Source organism: Clostridium acetireducens DSM 10703, assembly GCF_001758365.1.
Lineage (GTDB): Bacteria > Bacillota > Clostridia > Clostridiales > Clostridiaceae > Clostridium_C > Clostridium_C acetireducens.
In genome coordinates this window covers 19,086-37,803 of the sequence record NZ_LZFO01000026.1, presented here as the reverse complement: position 1 = coordinate 37,803, position 18,718 = coordinate 19,086, and the positions used below count along the sequence as shown (strand labels likewise).

Annotated in this window: 14 protein-coding genes; 7 read left to right on the top strand and 7 right to left on the bottom strand. The window is 26.0% G+C overall.

Annotated features, from left to right (window positions below; translation table 11 throughout):
* Nucleotides 1-173: 173 nt before the first annotated feature.
* Together CLOACE_RS08495 and CLOACE_RS08490 are read right to left on the bottom strand one after the other, a co-directional pair.
* Nucleotides 174-395, bottom strand: coding sequence for a DUF378 domain-containing protein (locus CLOACE_RS08495; protein WP_070110676.1), 222 nt, complete (start codon nucleotides 393-395; stop codon nucleotides 174-176).
* Nucleotides 396-607: 212 nt separating this feature from the next.
* Complete coding sequence (locus CLOACE_RS08490) at nucleotides 608-1,072, bottom strand: Lrp/AsnC ligand binding domain-containing protein (RefSeq protein WP_070110675.1); 465 nt, start codon at nucleotides 1,070-1,072, stop codon at nucleotides 608-610.
* A 409-nt stretch (nucleotides 1,073-1,481) separates the two neighbouring features.
* Between CLOACE_RS08490 and CLOACE_RS08485 the strand changes: the two genes are divergently transcribed.
* The 4 genes from CLOACE_RS08485 (at nucleotide 1,482) to CLOACE_RS08470 (ending at nucleotide 8,407) form a co-directional block, all read left to right on the top strand.
* Nucleotides 1,482-1,835, top strand: coding sequence for a hypothetical protein (locus CLOACE_RS08485; RefSeq protein ID WP_070110674.1), 354 nt, complete (start codon nucleotides 1,482-1,484; stop codon nucleotides 1,833-1,835).
* A 510-nt stretch (nucleotides 1,836-2,345) separates the two neighbouring features.
* Nucleotides 2,346-5,285 (top strand): insulinase family protein, encoded by a 2,940-nt coding sequence (locus CLOACE_RS08480; RefSeq protein WP_070110678.1) that lies wholly within the window; start codon nucleotides 2,346-2,348, stop codon nucleotides 5,283-5,285.
* Nucleotides 5,286-5,425: 140 nt separating this feature from the next.
* Nucleotides 5,426-7,915: an MBL fold metallo-hydrolase gene (locus tag CLOACE_RS08475; RefSeq protein ID WP_070110673.1), complete on the top strand. Its 2,490-nt coding sequence runs from the start codon at nucleotides 5,426-5,428 to the stop codon at nucleotides 7,913-7,915.
* Between the two features lie 75 nt (nucleotides 7,916-7,990).
* Nucleotides 7,991-8,407, top strand: coding sequence for an RrF2 family transcriptional regulator (locus tag CLOACE_RS08470; RefSeq protein WP_070110672.1), 417 nt, complete (start codon nucleotides 7,991-7,993; stop codon nucleotides 8,405-8,407).
* Nucleotides 8,408-8,485: 78 nt separating this feature from the next.
* Here the strand turns inward: CLOACE_RS08470 and CLOACE_RS08465 are convergent, their stop codons facing one another.
* The 3 genes from CLOACE_RS08465 to CLOACE_RS08455 are packed head-to-tail and all read right to left on the bottom strand — an operon-like array spanning nucleotide 8,486 to nucleotide 9,566.
* On the bottom strand, nucleotides 8,486-9,073 hold the full coding sequence (locus CLOACE_RS08465) for a manganese catalase family protein (protein ID WP_070110671.1): 588 nt from the start codon (nucleotides 9,071-9,073) through the stop codon (nucleotides 8,486-8,488).
* A 20-nt stretch (nucleotides 9,074-9,093) separates the two neighbouring features.
* Nucleotides 9,094-9,360 (bottom strand): spore coat protein CotJB, encoded by a 267-nt coding sequence (locus tag CLOACE_RS08460; protein ID WP_070110670.1) that lies wholly within the window; start codon nucleotides 9,358-9,360, stop codon nucleotides 9,094-9,096.
* Between the two features lie 11 nt (nucleotides 9,361-9,371).
* Nucleotides 9,372-9,566 (bottom strand): spore coat associated protein CotJA, encoded by a 195-nt coding sequence (locus tag CLOACE_RS08455; RefSeq protein ID WP_070110669.1) that lies wholly within the window; start codon nucleotides 9,564-9,566, stop codon nucleotides 9,372-9,374.
* Between the two features lie 356 nt (nucleotides 9,567-9,922).
* On the opposite strand from CLOACE_RS08455, the gene CLOACE_RS08450 reads away from it, so the two are divergent.
* Nucleotides 9,923-11,290, top strand: coding sequence for an APC family permease (locus CLOACE_RS08450; protein WP_070110668.1), 1,368 nt, complete (start codon nucleotides 9,923-9,925; stop codon nucleotides 11,288-11,290).
* A 104-nt stretch (nucleotides 11,291-11,394) separates the two neighbouring features.
* Nucleotides 11,395-11,910, top strand: coding sequence for a gamma carbonic anhydrase family protein (locus CLOACE_RS08445; protein ID WP_070110667.1), 516 nt, complete (start codon nucleotides 11,395-11,397; stop codon nucleotides 11,908-11,910).
* A 26-nt stretch (nucleotides 11,911-11,936) separates the two neighbouring features.
* Here the strand turns inward: CLOACE_RS08445 and CLOACE_RS08440 are convergent, their stop codons facing one another.
* Nucleotides 11,937-13,925, bottom strand: coding sequence for a fructose-bisphosphatase class III (locus tag CLOACE_RS08440; RefSeq protein ID WP_070110666.1), 1,989 nt, complete (start codon nucleotides 13,923-13,925; stop codon nucleotides 11,937-11,939).
* A gap of 596 nt (nucleotides 13,926-14,521) precedes the next feature.
* Between CLOACE_RS08440 and CLOACE_RS08435 the strand changes: the two genes are divergently transcribed.
* A complete protein-coding gene (locus CLOACE_RS08435; RefSeq protein WP_070110665.1) occupies nucleotides 14,522-15,379 on the top strand; it encodes a CvfB family protein in 858 nt (285 codons plus the stop codon).
* Between the two features lie 682 nt (nucleotides 15,380-16,061).
* Here CLOACE_RS08435 and CLOACE_RS08430 read toward each other — a convergent pair.
* A complete protein-coding gene (locus tag CLOACE_RS08430; protein WP_070110664.1) occupies nucleotides 16,062-18,689 on the bottom strand; it encodes a calcium-translocating P-type ATPase, PMCA-type in 2,628 nt (875 codons plus the stop codon).
* Nucleotides 18,690-18,718 lie beyond the last annotated feature (29 nt).

Below are 18,718 nucleotides of genomic sequence, written 5' to 3'. Positions count from 1 at the left end.
GTTATAATCAGTATCATGAACCATAGTGAAAACCTCCTGTATGTTTATACTCAACACCTATATCATACATGATTTTCACTATGGTTTTAATATTTTTTATCTGTTGCATTTAATTTTACAATGAACCAAAAATAAATATTATTAACTTGTGCAAAAGCACAAGTTAATAATATTTATTTTACATCTCCTTTTATTTCATTTCTATCTCTATCTCTTCCTAAGAAAGAAATGGAATATAGTCCTGCAATACCTACAAGGGCGTAAACAATTCTAGTGAAAGCAGACATAGTACCAAATAATGTAGCAACTAAGTCAAATTGAAAAAATCCAATAAGTCCCCAATTTATAGCACCTATAATAACTAATAGAAGTGCTGTAAAATCTAAAGCTCTCATTGTATACATCTCCTTTAAAAGATTTTATATTAGTATTATTTGCAAAAAAGTAAAAATTATAATAAAAATATAGAATTTTTATTTTTAAACTATCAATTCAATAAAAGATATGTTATATTATTTATAAATTAAACTTTAAGTAAAAAAATATATATAACTTTTACTGAATTGATAGTTTATTTATAGAAAAAGGGCAATTTTTTTAAAATTCACTATAATTCGATATTTCTGTCAATTAATTGTACTAGAGATACAAAAGTATTTGTTCTTTGAATACCACCTACTCTTTGAATTTTATTCATGATTAAATTTTGTAAATCCTCAATAGTTTTGCATATAACCTTTATAAAAATAGAGTATTCTCCAGTAGTATAATGTAATTCAACTACTTCTTTTATTTTTTTTAGTCCTTTAATGGTACTTTCATAAGATAAAGTATTATCTAAATAAATGCCTATAAAAGCACATACATCATACCCTAACTTAGAGTTATTTACTAAAAGTTTAGTCCCTTTTATAACTCCTATGTCCTCCATTTTTTTCATTCTTACATGTATAGTTCCTCCACTTACATGACACTGACGTGCTATTTCTAGAAATGGAGTTCTAGAGTCTTTTATTAATATACCTAGTATTTGAAAATCTAAATCATCTAAACTATTAATACTTCCCTCCATAGCAATCCTCCTTATTTTCAATTTATAATTATTATACCAAATTTTATTCCAATTATATAAAAAATATATACAAAAATTTTTTTTATTTGAATTTTAATCAAAATATTTAGTTTTTCATGTTTTTCAGTATAATAATTTATATAAAAATTATTATTAATATTGAAAAAAATATGAATAAGTATTATTATATTAGTAAATAGTAAATAATTATTTTATTAAACTATGTAATTTTGTTTCACCCTTTTAGTAATTTATCTGATACATATTAAAAAAATTAACTGAGAATATATATTCTCAGTTAATTTTTTTAATAGTAATTTAAATTATTACTTTAAAATAAAATGTATTGATATAAAATTAAATATATATAATAATAGTATAGTAAGCTAAAGTAAAGGGGGTAGAATTTATGAAAGCATGGTTAGTACTACTAGCAGAAGTGTTTGGATTTGCTATAATAACTTTAATATTATATAATCTATTAAAAATATTTGTTTTATCTAAAGTGAAGGTAAAGTATTGGACAAAGTGGGTTGTTTTAGCAATAGCTGCATTAGTATTTGTATTTCCACCAATTATGGGTCATAATCTGGTAGGCACTAAATGGCAGTATGTACAATCAGGAATTTTTGTTTTGCTGTTTTTATGGTTTATGGACTTAATGGGATGGACAGGAGGACAAAGAGTAGATAAAAATAAAGAAGTAGTTATAAGACCTAAGGCAAAGCCTAATAGAGTAAAAAATAAAGAAAAAAAGAAATAAATATAATTATTTTATAGGTTATTGAATAAAAAATGCTTGAAATAATTTATAGATAAAAAATAATTAAAAATAAGCTGTGCAAAAATAATAAGCAAAGCATCATAAACAGAGTTTGGAAATAATTTGAATGAATTTTAGACACTCTTAGAATAAAAAATGAAAAAACTCCGTAATTCATCACAGGACGTGATGAGCCAATTTCCGCCCCAAGGACGGGGCATAAATTGGGTAGGAGTTTTTTTATTTTTTATTCTTAGAGTGTCTTAATGAAATGACTTATTTCCAAACTCTGTTTATGATGCTTTGCTTATTATTTTTGCACAGCTTATTTTTAATTATTTTTTATCTATAAATTATTTCAAGCATTTTTTATTCAATAACCTATAAAATAATTATATTTATTTTTTTTGCTTAATATATAAATATAATTTGTATAGGAATTATATTTATGATTATAATTAAGTAAGGGATATATTTTACAATGTGTCATTAATTGTTGTTATAGAGCTAATGAAAAGGAGAGATAACGTGGAATTAGGAAAAATATATAATGGATTTAGATTAATACAGGAAAAAAATATAAAAGAAATTAAATCTATAGCTAGAATATTCAATCATGAAAAAAGTGGAGCTAGATTATTACATTTAGAAAATGATGATGATAATAAAGTATTTTCAATTACTTTTAGAACACCTCCTAAAGATAGCACAGGAGTAGCTCATATATTAGAACATTCTGTTTTATGTGGTTCAAGAAAATTTGATGTAAAAGAACCTTTTGTAGAATTAATAAAAGGATCCTTAAATACATTTTTAAATGCAATGACTTTTCCAGATAAAACCATGTATCCTGTAGCTAGTAGAAATGAAAAAGACTTTTTTAATTTAATGGATGTATATATGGATGCTGTTTTATATCCTAATATATATAAATATCCTGAAATTTTAATGCAAGAAGGATGGCATTATGAATTAGATAATAAAGAAGATGAAATTACATATAAAGGAGTAGTATACAATGAAATGAAAGGTGCTTTTTCTTCACCAGAATCAGTACTTTTTAGAAAAATTTCAGAATCCTTATTTCCAAATACTACTTACGGTGTGGAGTCTGGAGGGGATCCGGATTTTATACCTAACCTTACTTATGAAAAGTTTTTAGATTTTCATAGAAAATATTATCATCCCTCTAATAGTTACATATATTTATATGGTGATGCAGATATATTAAAAGAGTTAGAATTTTTAAATGAAAATTATTTAAAAAACTTTGAAAAAATAAATGTAGATTCTGATATATTACTTGAAAAACCTTTTAATCATATTATAGAAAAAGTAATTGAGTATCCTATATCAGAAAATGAAATAGAAGAGGATAAAACTTTTTTATCGCTAAATTTTGTAACTGAAAAATCTACTAATCCAGAAATGTATTTAGCTTTAGATATATTGGAGTATTTATTATTAGAAACACCAGCAGCACCTTTAAAAAAGTCTATAAGTCAATCTGGAATAGCTAAGGATGTATTTGGATATTTTAATAACAGTACTATTCAAACAACATTTAGTATAATAGCAAAAAATTCTAATGAAATTAGTAAATGTAAATTTAAAGAAATTGTATTTAATACTTTAAATAAATTAGTAGAGGAAGGAATAAATAAAAAACTTATAGAATCGTCTATAAACATTAAAGAATTTGAAATGAGGGAAGCAGATTTTCAATCTTATCCTACAGGATTAATATACAATATAAAGTGTATGGACAGTTGGCTTTATAATGAAAATCCTATTATGCACTTAGAGTATGAAAAGCAAATAGAAAATATAAAACAGTACTCAAAAGAAGATTATTTTGAAAAAATTATAAAGAAATATTTAATAGATAATAGTCACTGTTCTTTATTAGTAGTGAAACCTAAAAAAGGATTGGAAGAAGAAAAATCTAAAAAAATTAAAGAAAAATTAAAAAAGTACAAAGAAAGTCTTTCAGAGGAAGAAATAATTAATTTAATAGATAAAACATCTAAATTAAAGAAGAGACAAGTAACTCCAGATAGTGAGGAAAAAATAAAAAATATATCTTTATTATCTATAAAGGATATAAATAAAGAAGCAGATTTTGTACATACTTGTGAAAAACAAGAACTAGGTGTAAATGTTTTACATCATAATATATTTACAAATAAAATTGCTTATTTGAATTTATATTTTGATATGAGCACTGTAGAAGAAAAACTTATACCTTATGCTTCATTACTTACATCTCTTATAGGAAAAGTAAATACAGAAAAGTATAAATATGAAGATTTATCTAAAGAAGTCAATATAAATACAGGAGGAATAAGCTATAATACAAGGATATATAGCCAAGTTGGATTATATGATAAATATTCTCCTAAATTTGTAGTTAAAGGCAAATCTTTAATAGAAAATATACCAAAATTATTTGAACTTATAAGTGAAGAAATATGTAATAGTAAGTTTGATGATGAAAAAAGGCTAAAAGAACTTATAATGGAAATAAAGTCTAGATTAGAGATGATTTTATTGGATAGAGGTCATATATTTACGGCTAATAGAGTAGCCTCATATTATTCAAAAGCATCAAAGTATTCTGAGTATTTAAGTGGATTAGATTTTTATAAATTTATATCAAATTTAGAAAAAAACTTTGATAATAAAGTAAAAGAAATAAAAATAAGTCTTGAAAAAGTTTCAAAGATTATATTTAATAAACAAAATTTAATAGCTAGTATTACGTTAGAAGAAGAAAATTATAGTAGTTTTAAGGATAATTTTGAAATATTAATAAAGAATTTAAAAAACAACAATTTACCAAAACTTAAATTGGATTTAAATATTTTAAAAGAAAATGAAGGTATTATGACTTCTGGGAAGGTACAATATGTATCAAAGGGAAATAACTTTATAAAATTAGGATATCAGTACAAAGGAAGTATGCAAGTTTTAAAAACTATAGCCAATTATGATTATCTTTGGAATAAAATAAGAGTTCAAGGCGGAGCTTATGGATGTTTTGTATTGATTGAAAAAAGTGGCAACATAATATTAACATCTTATAGAGATCCAAATTTAATAGAAACATTAAATGCATATAGTGGTATAAAAGATTATATTAAAAATTTTAAAACTACAGATAGAGAAATGACAAAATATATTATTGGTACTATTGCAAGATTAGATATACCATTAACACCTTCAATGAAAGGTGAAAGAGGAGATGCTTATTATTTTAGTGGTATTACTAAAGATATAATACAAAAAGAAAGAGATGAAATACTTTCTACTACAGAAAAAGATATTCAAGATTTATTTGAATTAATTTCAAAATCAGTAGAAGAAGATTATATATGTGTTTTGGGAAATGAGGAAAAAATAAAAGATAATAGTGATATATTTAATAAAACTATAAATTTATTCAATTAAGTAATTAAGTATAGAAAGTCAGTAATTAAATATTACTGGCTTTTTAATATGATTATTGTATGGAATAAATTTTAAATATGTAATAAAATATTATATAAAGCAATTATACAAAACACTTTAGTAAAAATTAGAAATAGGTGATGAAAGTGCAAATTAATTTTTTAGGAGGAGCTTTAGAAGTAGGAGCTAGTTGTATTTTTTTAAAGATAAATAATAAAAATATATTGATGGACTGCGGAATTAGGCAAAGTGCATCAAAAGATCCCCTTCCAGACTTTAGAATTATACAAGAATTAGGGGGAGTGGATGCTATAATAGTGAGTCATGCTCATTTAGACCATACAGGAAGTTTGCCTATAATAAGTAAAGAGTATCCAAATGCAAGAATATATATGAATAATATGACTAAAGATTTAGTTAGGGTACTTTTATATGATAGTTTAAAAGTTATGAATAATAGAGAAGCGGAAATACCTTTGTACGCAGAAAAAGATGTACAAGAAATGTTAGATAGAATATTTGTTTTAAACTATGAAGTGGATTTTCCAATATTTGATGATATAAAAATAACTTTTTATAATGCAGGTCATATTGCAGGGGCTTCTTGTGTATATATAAAAACACCGGAAGGAGCGTTATTTTACTCTGGAGATTTCTCTATTTTTTCACAAAAATCAGTAGAAGGGGCAAAAGTTCCTAGATTAAGACCGGACGTAGCTATATTAGAATCTACTTATGGAGATAAACTTCATTCTAATAGGCAAATAGAAGAAGATAAGTTAATAGAAATTGTACAAGAGTGCATAAATAATAATGGAAAGATGTTAATACCGGCTTTTGCTTTAGGAAGAGCACAAGAAATATTGCTAATACTAAAGAAAGGCATAAATAAAGGAAAACTTAAAAATGCAAAAATATATGTAGATGGAATGATAAAAAATATTAATACTGTTTATAAATTAAATCCTTTATATTTAAAAAATAGCTTAGGGAAAAAAATATTAAAAGGAACAGAGCCCTTTTATGACGATAATATTATACCTGTATTAAACAAAGATGAAAGAGAAAAGTTAATAAGTAAAGAAGAACCTCTAATAATAGTATCTAGTTCAGGTATGTTAACAGGTGGACCAAGTCAATATTATGCTGAAAAAATAGCTACTATGGAAAATGGATACATTGTTATAACAGGATACCAAGATGAAGAAGCACCTGGTAGAAAGCTTTTAAACTTATTAAATCAAGATAAAAAGTATAGAACTTTGGAAATAAATAATAAAAAAGTTCCAGTAAAATGCACTATTAAACAGGTAGGATTATCTGCTCATGGAGATAAAAATGAAATTAAGGCTTTGATTAATAGATTAGGTCCTAGAAACTTATTTTTAGTTCATGGAGATGAAAATGTAATTAAAAACTTATCTTTAGAGCTTTCAGCTGAAATAAGAGGAAAAATTTATATACCTAAATGTGGAGATAGTATAGAAGTATTTATAAAAAAACCTAGAAAACAGTGGAAAAAATCTATGCCTTTTACATTAAAAGAAAAAGGAGATTTAAGTGAATATACTATACAAAGATTATGGGAATTTGTAATAAAAAAATATAATGAAAAGTTATTTACTGTGGAAGAGTTAATTTATATATGGAGTGGTAGTATAAGACCTAACGTTTCAGAGGTGAAAAATGCACAAAAAATTATTGCGGAATCAGTATATTTTGAAAGTGATAATAAACGATTGTTTTTATTTAAAGCAAGAAAAGAGGAAAAAGTACTAGCAGACCTTAAACCAAAAGAACTTAAACAAAATGAAATAGATGATTTGGTAAAGGAATATTTCTCTGAATTTAATTATAGAAAATCTAGTTTTATATTAAATGAGAAAAAGGTTGTTTTAAATTTTGATTTTCCTAAAGTAGTAAATAATAAAATATATGACAAAATAAAAAGTTTTAAAGAAAAATATTTATGGGAAGTAGAAATAAATAGTCAAATTAATAATAATGCAGTAGAAATAATGATAAAAGATATATTTAAAAATGCAAATATAAAAAAGATATCTTTTTTTCCAGAAGATAATAAAGTAGTAGTTAATATATTACAACCATATGATATGAAAAATGAATTAAAGATTTTTAAGAAAAATACAGGAATAAATTTAGAAGTTATTTTTTTAACTAAAAAAGAAGAGAGTATAGAAACATTAGAGTTTAATAATTTAAATAATGAAATGGAGCAAAATCAGGCTTTGAACTTTATAGAGTTTAGTTTTAAAGATGAAAAATTTAAGCCTTATAAAAAGAGTATTAAAAGAAGTAACACAGGAAAATATATAGAATTATCTTTTATATCACCAGTAATAGGACGAAAATATAATGATAAAGTAAAAAAAATATCTCAAAAAATAGGATGGAATATAACAATATCAAATTTAGCTAATCAAAATGAAATAATTAATACTGCTATAAGATATTGTAGTGAATATAATGTGGATTTAAAGAAAAATCCATCTTTTAATCCATCTAATTTAACTATAACACTAAAATTAAAAAATATTCATGATAAAGTAAATGTAGAAAAGTTTAAAGTAAATTTTCAAAATGAAACAGGATGTAAATTAATATATTAATTTATAATGTATAAATTTTAAAAAATAAGCATTATTTTTAAAGTGTATTTTAAAGTATAATTTAGGAGTGCTGATATGAATATAACGCAAGAAGCAGATTATGGAATAAGGGCCATATTAATTTTAACTTTGTCCGGTGAAAATTCTAAATTAGATGCTAAAACTATTTCAAAGAGAGGTTCTATACCACTTAGATTTTTATTAAAACTTTTAAGAAAACTTGTATCTGCTGGTATAGTGATATCTTATAGAGGAATTAATGGAGGATATTCTTTAGCAAAACCCCCTAAGAATATTAACTTAAAGGATGTAATAGAAGCTATTGATGGTCCAATAGCCATAAATAGATGTATATATGATCCTGAGTTTTGTAATGCTAATAGGGCTAGTTACTGTAGTGTTCATAATTCATTAGCTAAAGTTCAAAAATTATTAGAAGAACAATTAGAAAATATAAATTTTGAAAATTTAAGAAAACAGGAAATTGAATAAAAATTAATAATTTCAAGCAATATTATAAAAGCCTATGTATAAGTACATAGGCTTTTAAATAATAAAATATATTATGATTTAATTATCACGCATAATAAACATTTTTTTACTGTCAATGTATTCATAAACATCTACTAATGCTTCACCAAATCTTTGATAGTGAACAATTTCTCTTGCCCATAGGAATTTAAGCACATCTTTAACGTCAACATCATCAGTTAAGTCTATTAAATGTTCATAGGTTGAGCGAGCTTTTTGCTCTGCTGCCATATCTTCATGAATATCTGTTACAGGATCTCCTAAAGCTTGAATGTAAGATGCAGTCCATGGTATTCCATTTGCATCTGTAGGAAATAATGCACTATCGTGTTGTGCATAGTGTGCTCCTAGTCCTGCTTTTCTTAGTTCATCTGGAGTTGCATTTTTAGTTAACTGGTATATCATTGCACAAATTATTTCTACATGAGCCAATTCTTCCGTTCCAATATCAGTTAATAAGCCTTTGGTTTTTCCAGTAGGCATAGTGTATCTTTGGTTTAAATATCTTATAGCTGCACTTAATTCACCATCTGGTCCACCATATTGAGTTACAAGAAATTTTGCCATTTTTAAATCTTTTGATTTTATATTCACTGGATATTCTAGCTTTTTTTCATATATCCACATATTTTTATCCTCCTATATACTTATTCCCATGGCCATGGTTCATTTACCCATTGCCATGGCGCTTTACTTTTTGCATATCCAAAGTTAGTTAAAGGTCCAAACATCATTTCATACTTTTTCTTTGCAGCCATTAAATCTTCAGTTATACAATTATAATCTCTTAAGGCATTTATATTATTAGGATTATTATCTAAATATAAATTTAATTCTACAGCTGCAAATTCTAACTCTTGAATTTGTCTTAGTAAAGCATTACGCTGATTAGAATTATAACAGTTTTTTCCCATTTTATTTCCTCCTATTCCATTGATTTTATTGGGTATGGTACGTAAAGATTTGGAAACAAAGTGCCTTTTTTTAAGGCTTGATTTAGTGGGAACATTCCTATATAAGGTTGCCTAGGTATATATGCTCTTGCAAACTTTATAGTTGACTTTTTATATTTGTTTGAATTGGGGTTACTATCCATAGAAGGACAAAAATGTTGATACATAATATCACCTCTTTTTCGTAGTACGATAATAGTCTATTCTTAATTATAATAATTGTGAATAATTTATATAAATTATTCATATAATTAAAAGTTAGAGATATTTAAATTATTTATAATATGTGCATATTAATATTGGAAATATTTATATAAACATTCAGTAGAAATTAGTTGAAAAATATTAAAATACATAGAAAAAGTGAAAATTAAAGAGGTTTTAAGAAGAAACTAGTTGAATTTTTATGCAATTGGAGTATTGTAAAAAAAAATCGTTAAATATGCAAAAAATTATTGACATGTTTATATTACTATGTTAAAGTAACGAAGAAATAAAAAATGAATGAAGGGACTGAAGTACTATGGGAAAAGATATACGTCTAAAAAAAGAAATGGGGCTATTTACAGCAACGACGTTGGTGGCAGGAAATATGATAGGTTCAGGTATATTCATGCTTCCAGCTACTCTTGCTTTAGCAGCAGGTCCAGGCTCTACCCTTTTGGCATGGGCACTTACAGGTATAGGTTCTATATTTTTAGCTCTTTCTTTTGCTAATTTAGGTTCCAAAATACCTAAAACAGGTGGACCTTATGAATATTCTAAAATGGCATTTGGAAATTTTATGGGATTTATGAATGCTTGGCTATATTGGAATGCTTCTTGGATAGGAAATGCAGCTATAATTACCTCTATAGGAAGTTATACAGCTAGGTTAATTCCAGCTATAGGTAATAATGGTTTTTATGCTTTTTTATATACAAGTACTATATTGTGGGTATTTACTATTTTAAATATAAAAGGTGTTAAGGAAGCTTCTTTATTTCAAGCGTGTATAACTGTATTTAAGTTGGCATTATTTGTACTTTTTGTTATAGTTGCTGGATATTATTTTAATCCTCATTTTTTAAAACCTATGTTTCCGGCAGGAAAAGGAATAAGTACGCTACCTTTAGCAGCAGCCTCCACTTTATGGGCATTTACTGGATTTGAAACAGCTACAGTAACAGCTGAAGAAATAAAAAATCCTGAAAGAAATATAAAGTTAAGTACTATATTTGGTATATCTATAGCAGTTGTAACTTATATGGCTATTAGTTTTTGTGCTATGGGAGCAATGCCACAAATGTCATTAGCTAAGAGCAATGCACCATTAGTAGAAATATTAGAACAATTTTTAGGAACAGGAGTATCAAAGTTATTATTAATAGCTTGTATCATAAGTGTGTTTGGAACTATTATAGGATGGCTTTTAACTACAGCACGTATGTCTTATGCAGCAGGAGTAGATAAGGTTTTTCCAGAAGCATTTTCAAAGTTACATCCAAAGTATAGAACACCTTATGTTTCTTTAATTATAAATTCTATATTGACAAATATACTACTTTTAATGAATTACTCAAATTCGCTAATTTCTGCTTTCAATTTTATGATATTGTTAGCTACATTAGCTTATTTACCGGTATATGCTAGTACTTCAGCAGCAGAAATACTATTGCTAGTAAAAGGAGATGAAAGTTTTAATGTTTGGAAATTTATAAAAGGTTCCACAGCTCCTTTACTTGGTTTTGCTTATGCAGTTTGGGCTATATATGGTTCAGGACCTATAACGGTTATGTATGGATTTTTGCTTATGTTATTTGGTGTGCCATTTTATATATACATGAAGATTAAAAATGAAAGCAAACAAGGAATTACAATAAATGAAAAAAATACTGTAACAATGAAGTGAACTTATTAGGAATGTATTCTGACAATTAAGCCAGAGTATGTTCCTATTTTTGTTTCTAATTGTGATATAATTAATATAATATATTTAAGGAGGTAGATGTATATATGATAGGAAAGTTTAATGATAAGTATCCAAAGGTTCATAGTCAGTGTTTTATAGCTAAAAGTGCAGAGGTAATAGGAGAAGTATATTTAGAAGAAAATTCTAGTATTTGGTTTGGTTCAGTAGTAAGAGCAGATACTAATAAAATATATATAGGCAAGGGTTCTAATATACAAGATAATTGTACAGTACATATAAATCAAGGAGATTCTCCAGTAAAAATAGGAGAAAATGTAACAGTAGGTCATGGAGCAATACTACATGGCTGTATTATTGGAGATAATTCATTAATAGGAATGGGTGCTATTATACTAGACAATGTAGAAATAGGGGAAAATACTATAATTGGTGCAGGAAGCTTAGTTACATCTAATAAAAAAATACCATCAGGAGTTTTGTGTATGGGATCTCCAGCAAAAGTTATAAGAAATCTTACAAAAGAAGAAATATATTCTCTTAAAGAAAATGCAGAACATTACATGGAAATGGCTAAGGAGTATAAAGTACAAGGATATTAATAAAAGAAGAAAAGTAATAAAAATTATTACTTTTCTTCTTTTATTAATCCTTTTCTATAGCAAATTAACAGCTTTTCAAGATCTTCAATTTGTTGTTTAAGGTTTTTTCCGGCATCAGTATCTGCCACTCTTTTACGAGTTACTGTGTGTTCTAATATAACTGTGGAAGATAGTATATCTTTTTCTTCTTCTATAGCTTTTCTTATAGATTCAAAAGGTTCATGAGATGTTAAAAGAAGTCCATAAGAATTATAAATTAATGTATAGCCTGCTATGCCAGTTTGAGGTTGGTATGCTTTACAAAAACCTCCGTCAATTACAAGTAATTTTCCATTAGCTTTAACAGGATTTTCTCCTTCTTTAGTCTTAACAGGAATATGACCGTTAATTATATGTGAAGAATCAGGATATAGTCCAAAGTTTAATAAAATAGCATTGCAAATTTTTTCGTTATCTCTATATTTATAATAAGGATTTTTAATTTCTAAGTGAGTTTCTTTATTATCTATAAAGTATCTTTCAAAAGTAGTCATTCTGTGTTTACCAAAAAGAGGGGAGTAAGGTCCACACCATAAATACCACACCATATCCATACCATATTCTTTTGCATTGGAATCATTTTTTGCAAAAAACGCATCCCGTGCAAGTCTATCAAAACGGTCTAATAATGCTTGTCCATAATATTCTTTGTTATTTATGGTGACTTTTTTAAAAGTACCATCATTATTTAAAGGTACACATCCATGATAAAGTAAATTAGAATTATATATTAAATACATACTTCCTTTTGTATACATAAATTTAATGTGTTTTTGTAATTTTTCACTATTTATAAAAGAAAATTTCAATTTGTTTATTAAATTTTCTTCTTCTAATGTTAATTTATAAGGATCTTTACTGTCAATAGTAGGGAAATTACTATCATTTAAAGAGTAAGTTTTTTCTCCTAGCTTAATTGAGTTGTCTTTAAAGTTTATTTTATCTAAAAGCAATTGATCATCCATTAGAAATTCAGGATGCTTTTTTATTAATTGGCCTTCTAGCTTAAATTGTATTATAGATATTGCTTTGTGCATTTTAGAAAAAAGAGATAATTCGCTTTTGCTTATCTTTTTATCTATTGCTTTGGGTGTAAAGTTTTTACAAGGGTCTTCTTTATAGAAATCCATTGCAAATGTGGCTAAAGGTAGTAAATTTATGCCATATCCATCTTCTACAGTAGATAAGTTAGCATATCTAAGAGAAATTCTTAACACATTAGATATACAAGCCTTTGAACCAGCAGCAGCACCCATCCATAAAATATCATGATTTCCCCATTGAATATCTAAAGAATGGTGTTCCATTAAAGCATTCATAATTATATCTGCACCAGGTCCTCTATCATATATATCTCCAATTAAATGAAGTTTATCTACAACTAGTCTTTGTATAACTTCAGATATAGCTATTATAAATTCACTAGCTCTGTCAATTTCTATTATTGTTCTTATAATGCCATTATAGTATTCATGTTTATTTATTCTATCACTTTGTTCATTTAATAATTCTTCAATTATGTATGCAAAATCTTTAGGAAGAGATTTTCTAACTTTTGATCTAGTATATTTAGAGGATACAACTTTACAAAGTTCAATAAGTCTGTATAAAGTTATTCTATACCATTCTTCTAAATTTTGCTCATTTTCTTTAATTAATCTAAGCTTTTCTTCAGGATAATAAATAAGTGTTGCTAAACTGGATTTTTCCTTTTGTCTTAATGAGTTGCCAAATACATCATCTATTTTACGTTTTATAACTCCTGAAGCATTTTTTAGCATATGTGTAAAAGATTCATATTCACCATGAATATCACTTATAAAGTGTTCAGTACTTTTAGGAAGACTAAGTATAGATTGTAAATTTATAATTTCTGTACTAGCATCGGATATAGTTGGATATTGATTTGCTAGTAATTTTAAGTATCTAATATCTTTTTCTATTTCTTCTATATTATTTTCACAATATAAAGACATATTAATTCTCCTTTTGAATAATATTTATTTACATATATTATTTTAAAATTATATATAGTATACCACTTTAATTAAAAAAAATATATATTCTTCTATTAGGTTGTTGAATAAAAAATCATTGAGATAATTTGTAGATAAAAAATAATTAAAAATAATCTATATAAAATTAGTAAGCTAAGCATCATAAATAAAGTTTGTAAATAAATCATTTCATTAAGACACTCTAAGAATAAAAAATAAAAAAACTCCTACCCAATTTATGCCCCGTCCTTGGGGCAGAAATTGGCTCATCACGTCCTGTGATGAATTACGGAGTTTTTTTATTTTTTCTTCTAAGAGTGTCTAAAATTCATTCAAATTATTTACAAACTTTATTTATGATGCTTAGCTTACTAATTTTATATAGATTATTTTTAATTATTTTTTATCTACAAATTATCTCAATGATTTTTTATTCAACAACCTAATTCTTTATATTATAAAAATAAACTAAAAACAAATAATATAATAATAGTTATATATTAATGTGTTACAATATAATAAAATGTGATAAAATTATTTCCGTAAGTTCAAAATAAGGACACAGGAGGAAAAGTATGATAGAAGTAGGTAAATTTAATAAGTTAAGTGTGGAAAGTAAGAAAGATCATGGATATTATTTAATTGATGATGTAAGTAAAGAGAGAGTATTGTTACCCAATAGTAGCTTAGAAGGTAATGTGCTAGAAATTGGAGAAAAAGTAATTGCTTTTATATATAGAGATTCTAAAGATAGAATTATAGCTACTTTTAAAAAACCTTTAGCTGAAGTAGATAATTTAGCTTATTTAGAAGTGGTGTCAAATACTAATATAGGAAGTTTTATAAACTTTGGATTAGATAGAGATATATTAGTTCCTATAAAGGAAAGATTATATGATTTAATTCCCGGGAAAAAGTATTTGTTTTACATATATTTAGATAAAACAAATAGATTAGCAGCTACTACTGATATAGAGAAATACTTAGAAATTACAGATAAATATAAAATAAATGAAGAAGCAATAGGAACAGTTTATGGATTTCAGCAAAGCGGAAATATAATGATAGCATTAGAAAATTTGTATAAAGCTATTATATTAAAAAATGAGTATTTTGACATAATAAATATAGGAGATAATTTAAACATTAGAGTAAAAAAATATTATGAAGATGGAACTATAGGAGTTACTACAAGAAAAAAATCTAGGGAGGAAAGAGATATTCTTCAAGAAAAAATATTGAAATATCTAAAAGAAAATAATGGCTTTATGCCCTATAACGATAAAAGTTCTCCAGAAGATATAAAAAGAGTATTTAATGAAAGTAAAAATTATTTTAAAAAATCTTTAGGAAATCTTATGAAAAAGAAATTAATATTTCAAGATGAAGAGGGAACTAAATTGTTGGAAAACTATAAAATTCATAAAAAATAGATAATTTTAATTTAATAAATATTTTTATATATTAGTACATTAAGTAGAAAATAATATCAAACTTATTTAATTAAAAGATAAATTATGATTTATATAATTATTAGTTAATATAATTGATGAAATTAGCTTAGTTGAAATTAGATAAAATATATGGTACATTTTAATTGGAAAATAGGGGAGAGTAAATTATATCCAATCATTAGTTTTGGTTAAAGCATTGGCTTAGCTGGTGCTTTATTTTTTTGTGATAAATTAGTTTTTATAACAGTAATAAATAGTTAATATGAACACATTAAATATATGCTAGGTTGTTGAACAAAAAATTCTTGAGATAATTTGCAAATAGAAAATAATTAAAAATAATCTGTGTAAAATTAGTAAGCTAAGCATCATAAAGAGAGTTTGTAAATAAGTCATTTCATTAAGACACTCTAAGAATAAAAAATAAAAAAAACTCCTACCCAATTTATGCCCCGTCCTTGGGGCGGAAATTGGCTCATCACGTCCTGTGATGAATTACGGAGTTTTTTTATTTTTTCTTCTAAGAGTGTCTAAAATTCATTCAAATTATTTACAAACTCTCTTTATGATGCTTAGCTTACTAATTTTACACAGATTATTTTTAATTATTTTCTATTTGCAAATTATCTCAAGAATTTTTTAAAGATTATAGTTTTATTATTTAAACTTGTTTTCTATCTTTCATTCTTATGAAAATTTTAGCTATTTCATTTAGTATAAGTGGTATTATGGATAAAAGTCCTACAAATCCCCAATCTCTTGGAGTTAAATCAAATACTTTAAATATTTTAGCTAAAACAGGTACTGTTATTACAACATCTTGTAGGAAAATTCCTATAAGTATAGATGCAATTAAGAACTTATTAGTAAATAATCCAGATTGAAATATTGATTTCTTTGGATGTCTTAAGTTAAGTGAATGAAATAATTGAGATACACTTAAAACTACAAAAGCCATTGTTTGTGCATGCATTAGTGAATTAGGATAAAGTTTTCTTCCTACTACAAAAGCAACTAAAGTTAAAAATCCTATTAATATACCATTTAATATTAAAAATATTCCTGTTCCTCCAGCAAATAAACTTTCTTTGGGATTACGAGGTTTTTCTTTCATAACTTCCGGATCTCCAGGGTCAGCACCAAGAGATAATGCTGGAAAACTATCAGTTATAAGGTTAACCCAAAGTAAGTGTATTGGTCTTAATGGTGCAGGCCATCCTAATAATATAGCTAAAAATAAAGAAATTATTTCTCCTATATTGCATGAAAGTAAAAATACTACAGATTTTTTTATGTTATTAAAAATATTCCTACCTTCTTTGATAGCAGAAACTATTGTAGCAAAGTTATCATCGGTTAATATCATGTCAGAAGCACCTTTAGATACATCAGTACCAGTGATTCCCATGGCTACACCTATATCAGCCATTTTTAAAGAAGGAGCATCATTAACACCGTCACCAGTCATAGCAACTATATTTCCATTATTTTTAAAAGCTTTTACAATTCTAACTTTATGCTCTGGGGATACTCTAGCAAATACTCTTAAATTTTCCACACTCTTTGATAATTCTTCATCAGATATATCGTCTATTTCTGCTCCAAATATAGCTTGAGATTTATCTTCAGCTATTCCTAGTTCTTTTGCAATAGCAAAGGCAGTATCTTTATGGTCACCAGTAATCATTACTGTTTTAATACCAGATTTTTTACACTCATTAATAGAGTGTTTTACTTCTTCTCTTGGAGGATCTATCATTCCTGTTAATCCTACAAATATTAAATCTTGCTCTAAAGAGTCTAATGGTGTATTAGTTGAAGATATTTTTTTGAAAGCTGCACCTAGTACTCTTAAAGCGTCATTTGACATTTCTTCTGAAGCTTTTGCTATATTTTTCTTTATATCTTCTGTTAGAGAAACTATATTTCCATTTACATATGCTTTATTACAAAGTTTAATTAAATTATCTGTGGCTCCTTTAGTTATTACATAATATTCATTATTGTATTTGTTTACTGTAGTCATTAATTTTCTATCAGATTCGAAAGGTATTTCATTTACTCTAGTATGTTCTTTTTCTAAATCTTCTTTAATTATGTTAAATTTAAATCCAGCTTCTAAAAGAGCTATTTCTGTAGGGTCACCGGTTTTAGAATCATTAGAATAAGTTGCATCATTACATAAAACAATACTTTCTAAAAGTAATGTATGAACAGGATTATCTTTTTTTAGTGAGGATATATCTCCTAGATAATTATCAGCATAAAATTTAGTTACAGTCATTTTATTTTGAGTTAAAGTTCCTGTTTTATCAGAACAAATTACATTAACAGAACCTAAAGTTTCTACTGCAGGTAATTTTCTTATTATAGCATTTTCTTTTATCATTTTTTGAACACCCATAGCAAGTACAATAGTTACTATAGCAGGAAGTCCTTCAGGAATAGCTGCTACAGCAAGGCTTATAGCAGTTAAAAACATTTCAAATAAATTTCTTTTTTGAAATACTGCAACTATAAACATTGCAGCACAAATACCTAAGGCTCCAAAACCAAGAAGCTTTCCTATTTCTGATAATTTTTTTTGAAGAGGAGTAAGTTCTTTTTCATTAGTATCTAGCATTTTAGCTATTTTACCTATTTGGGTATTCATTCCAGTACCTACAGCTATACCTATTCCTCTTCCGTAAGTAGCCAATGTAGACATAAAAGCTAAGTTTTTTTGATCTCCTAAAGGGGTTTTAGGATCATCTAATATTAAATTAGCATCTTTATCAACAGGTACAGATTCACCAGTAAAAGCAGATTCTTCTATTTTTAAATTAGCTGTTTCTATTAATCTTAAATCACAGGGTATGTACCTTCCAGCATCTATTATTATAATATCTCCTGGAACTACTTCTTCTGATGGAATTTCTTTTAATTCACCATTTCTTTTTACAACAGCTTTAGGTGTGGATAATTCTTTTAGTGCTTCTAGAGATTTTTCTGCTTTAGATTCTTGTATTACACCTATAACTGCATTTAATATAATTACAAAAGCTATTATTACTGCATCACTTATTTCTCCTAATGCAGATGAGACTATAGCAGCAGCTAATAAAATGTATATTAGTACATCATTTAATTGTTCAAAAAATAATTGTATAATAGTTTTTTGCTTTTTAGAAGCTAATTTGTTAAGTCCATATTTCTTTTTGCGTTTTTCAACTTCATCATCAGATAAACCATTAACTGTGTTTGTAGTCAGCTCAGTTATAGTTTCTTCAATGTTTTTATTAAACCACATAAAATTCACCTCTTTTATAGTATTTCTTT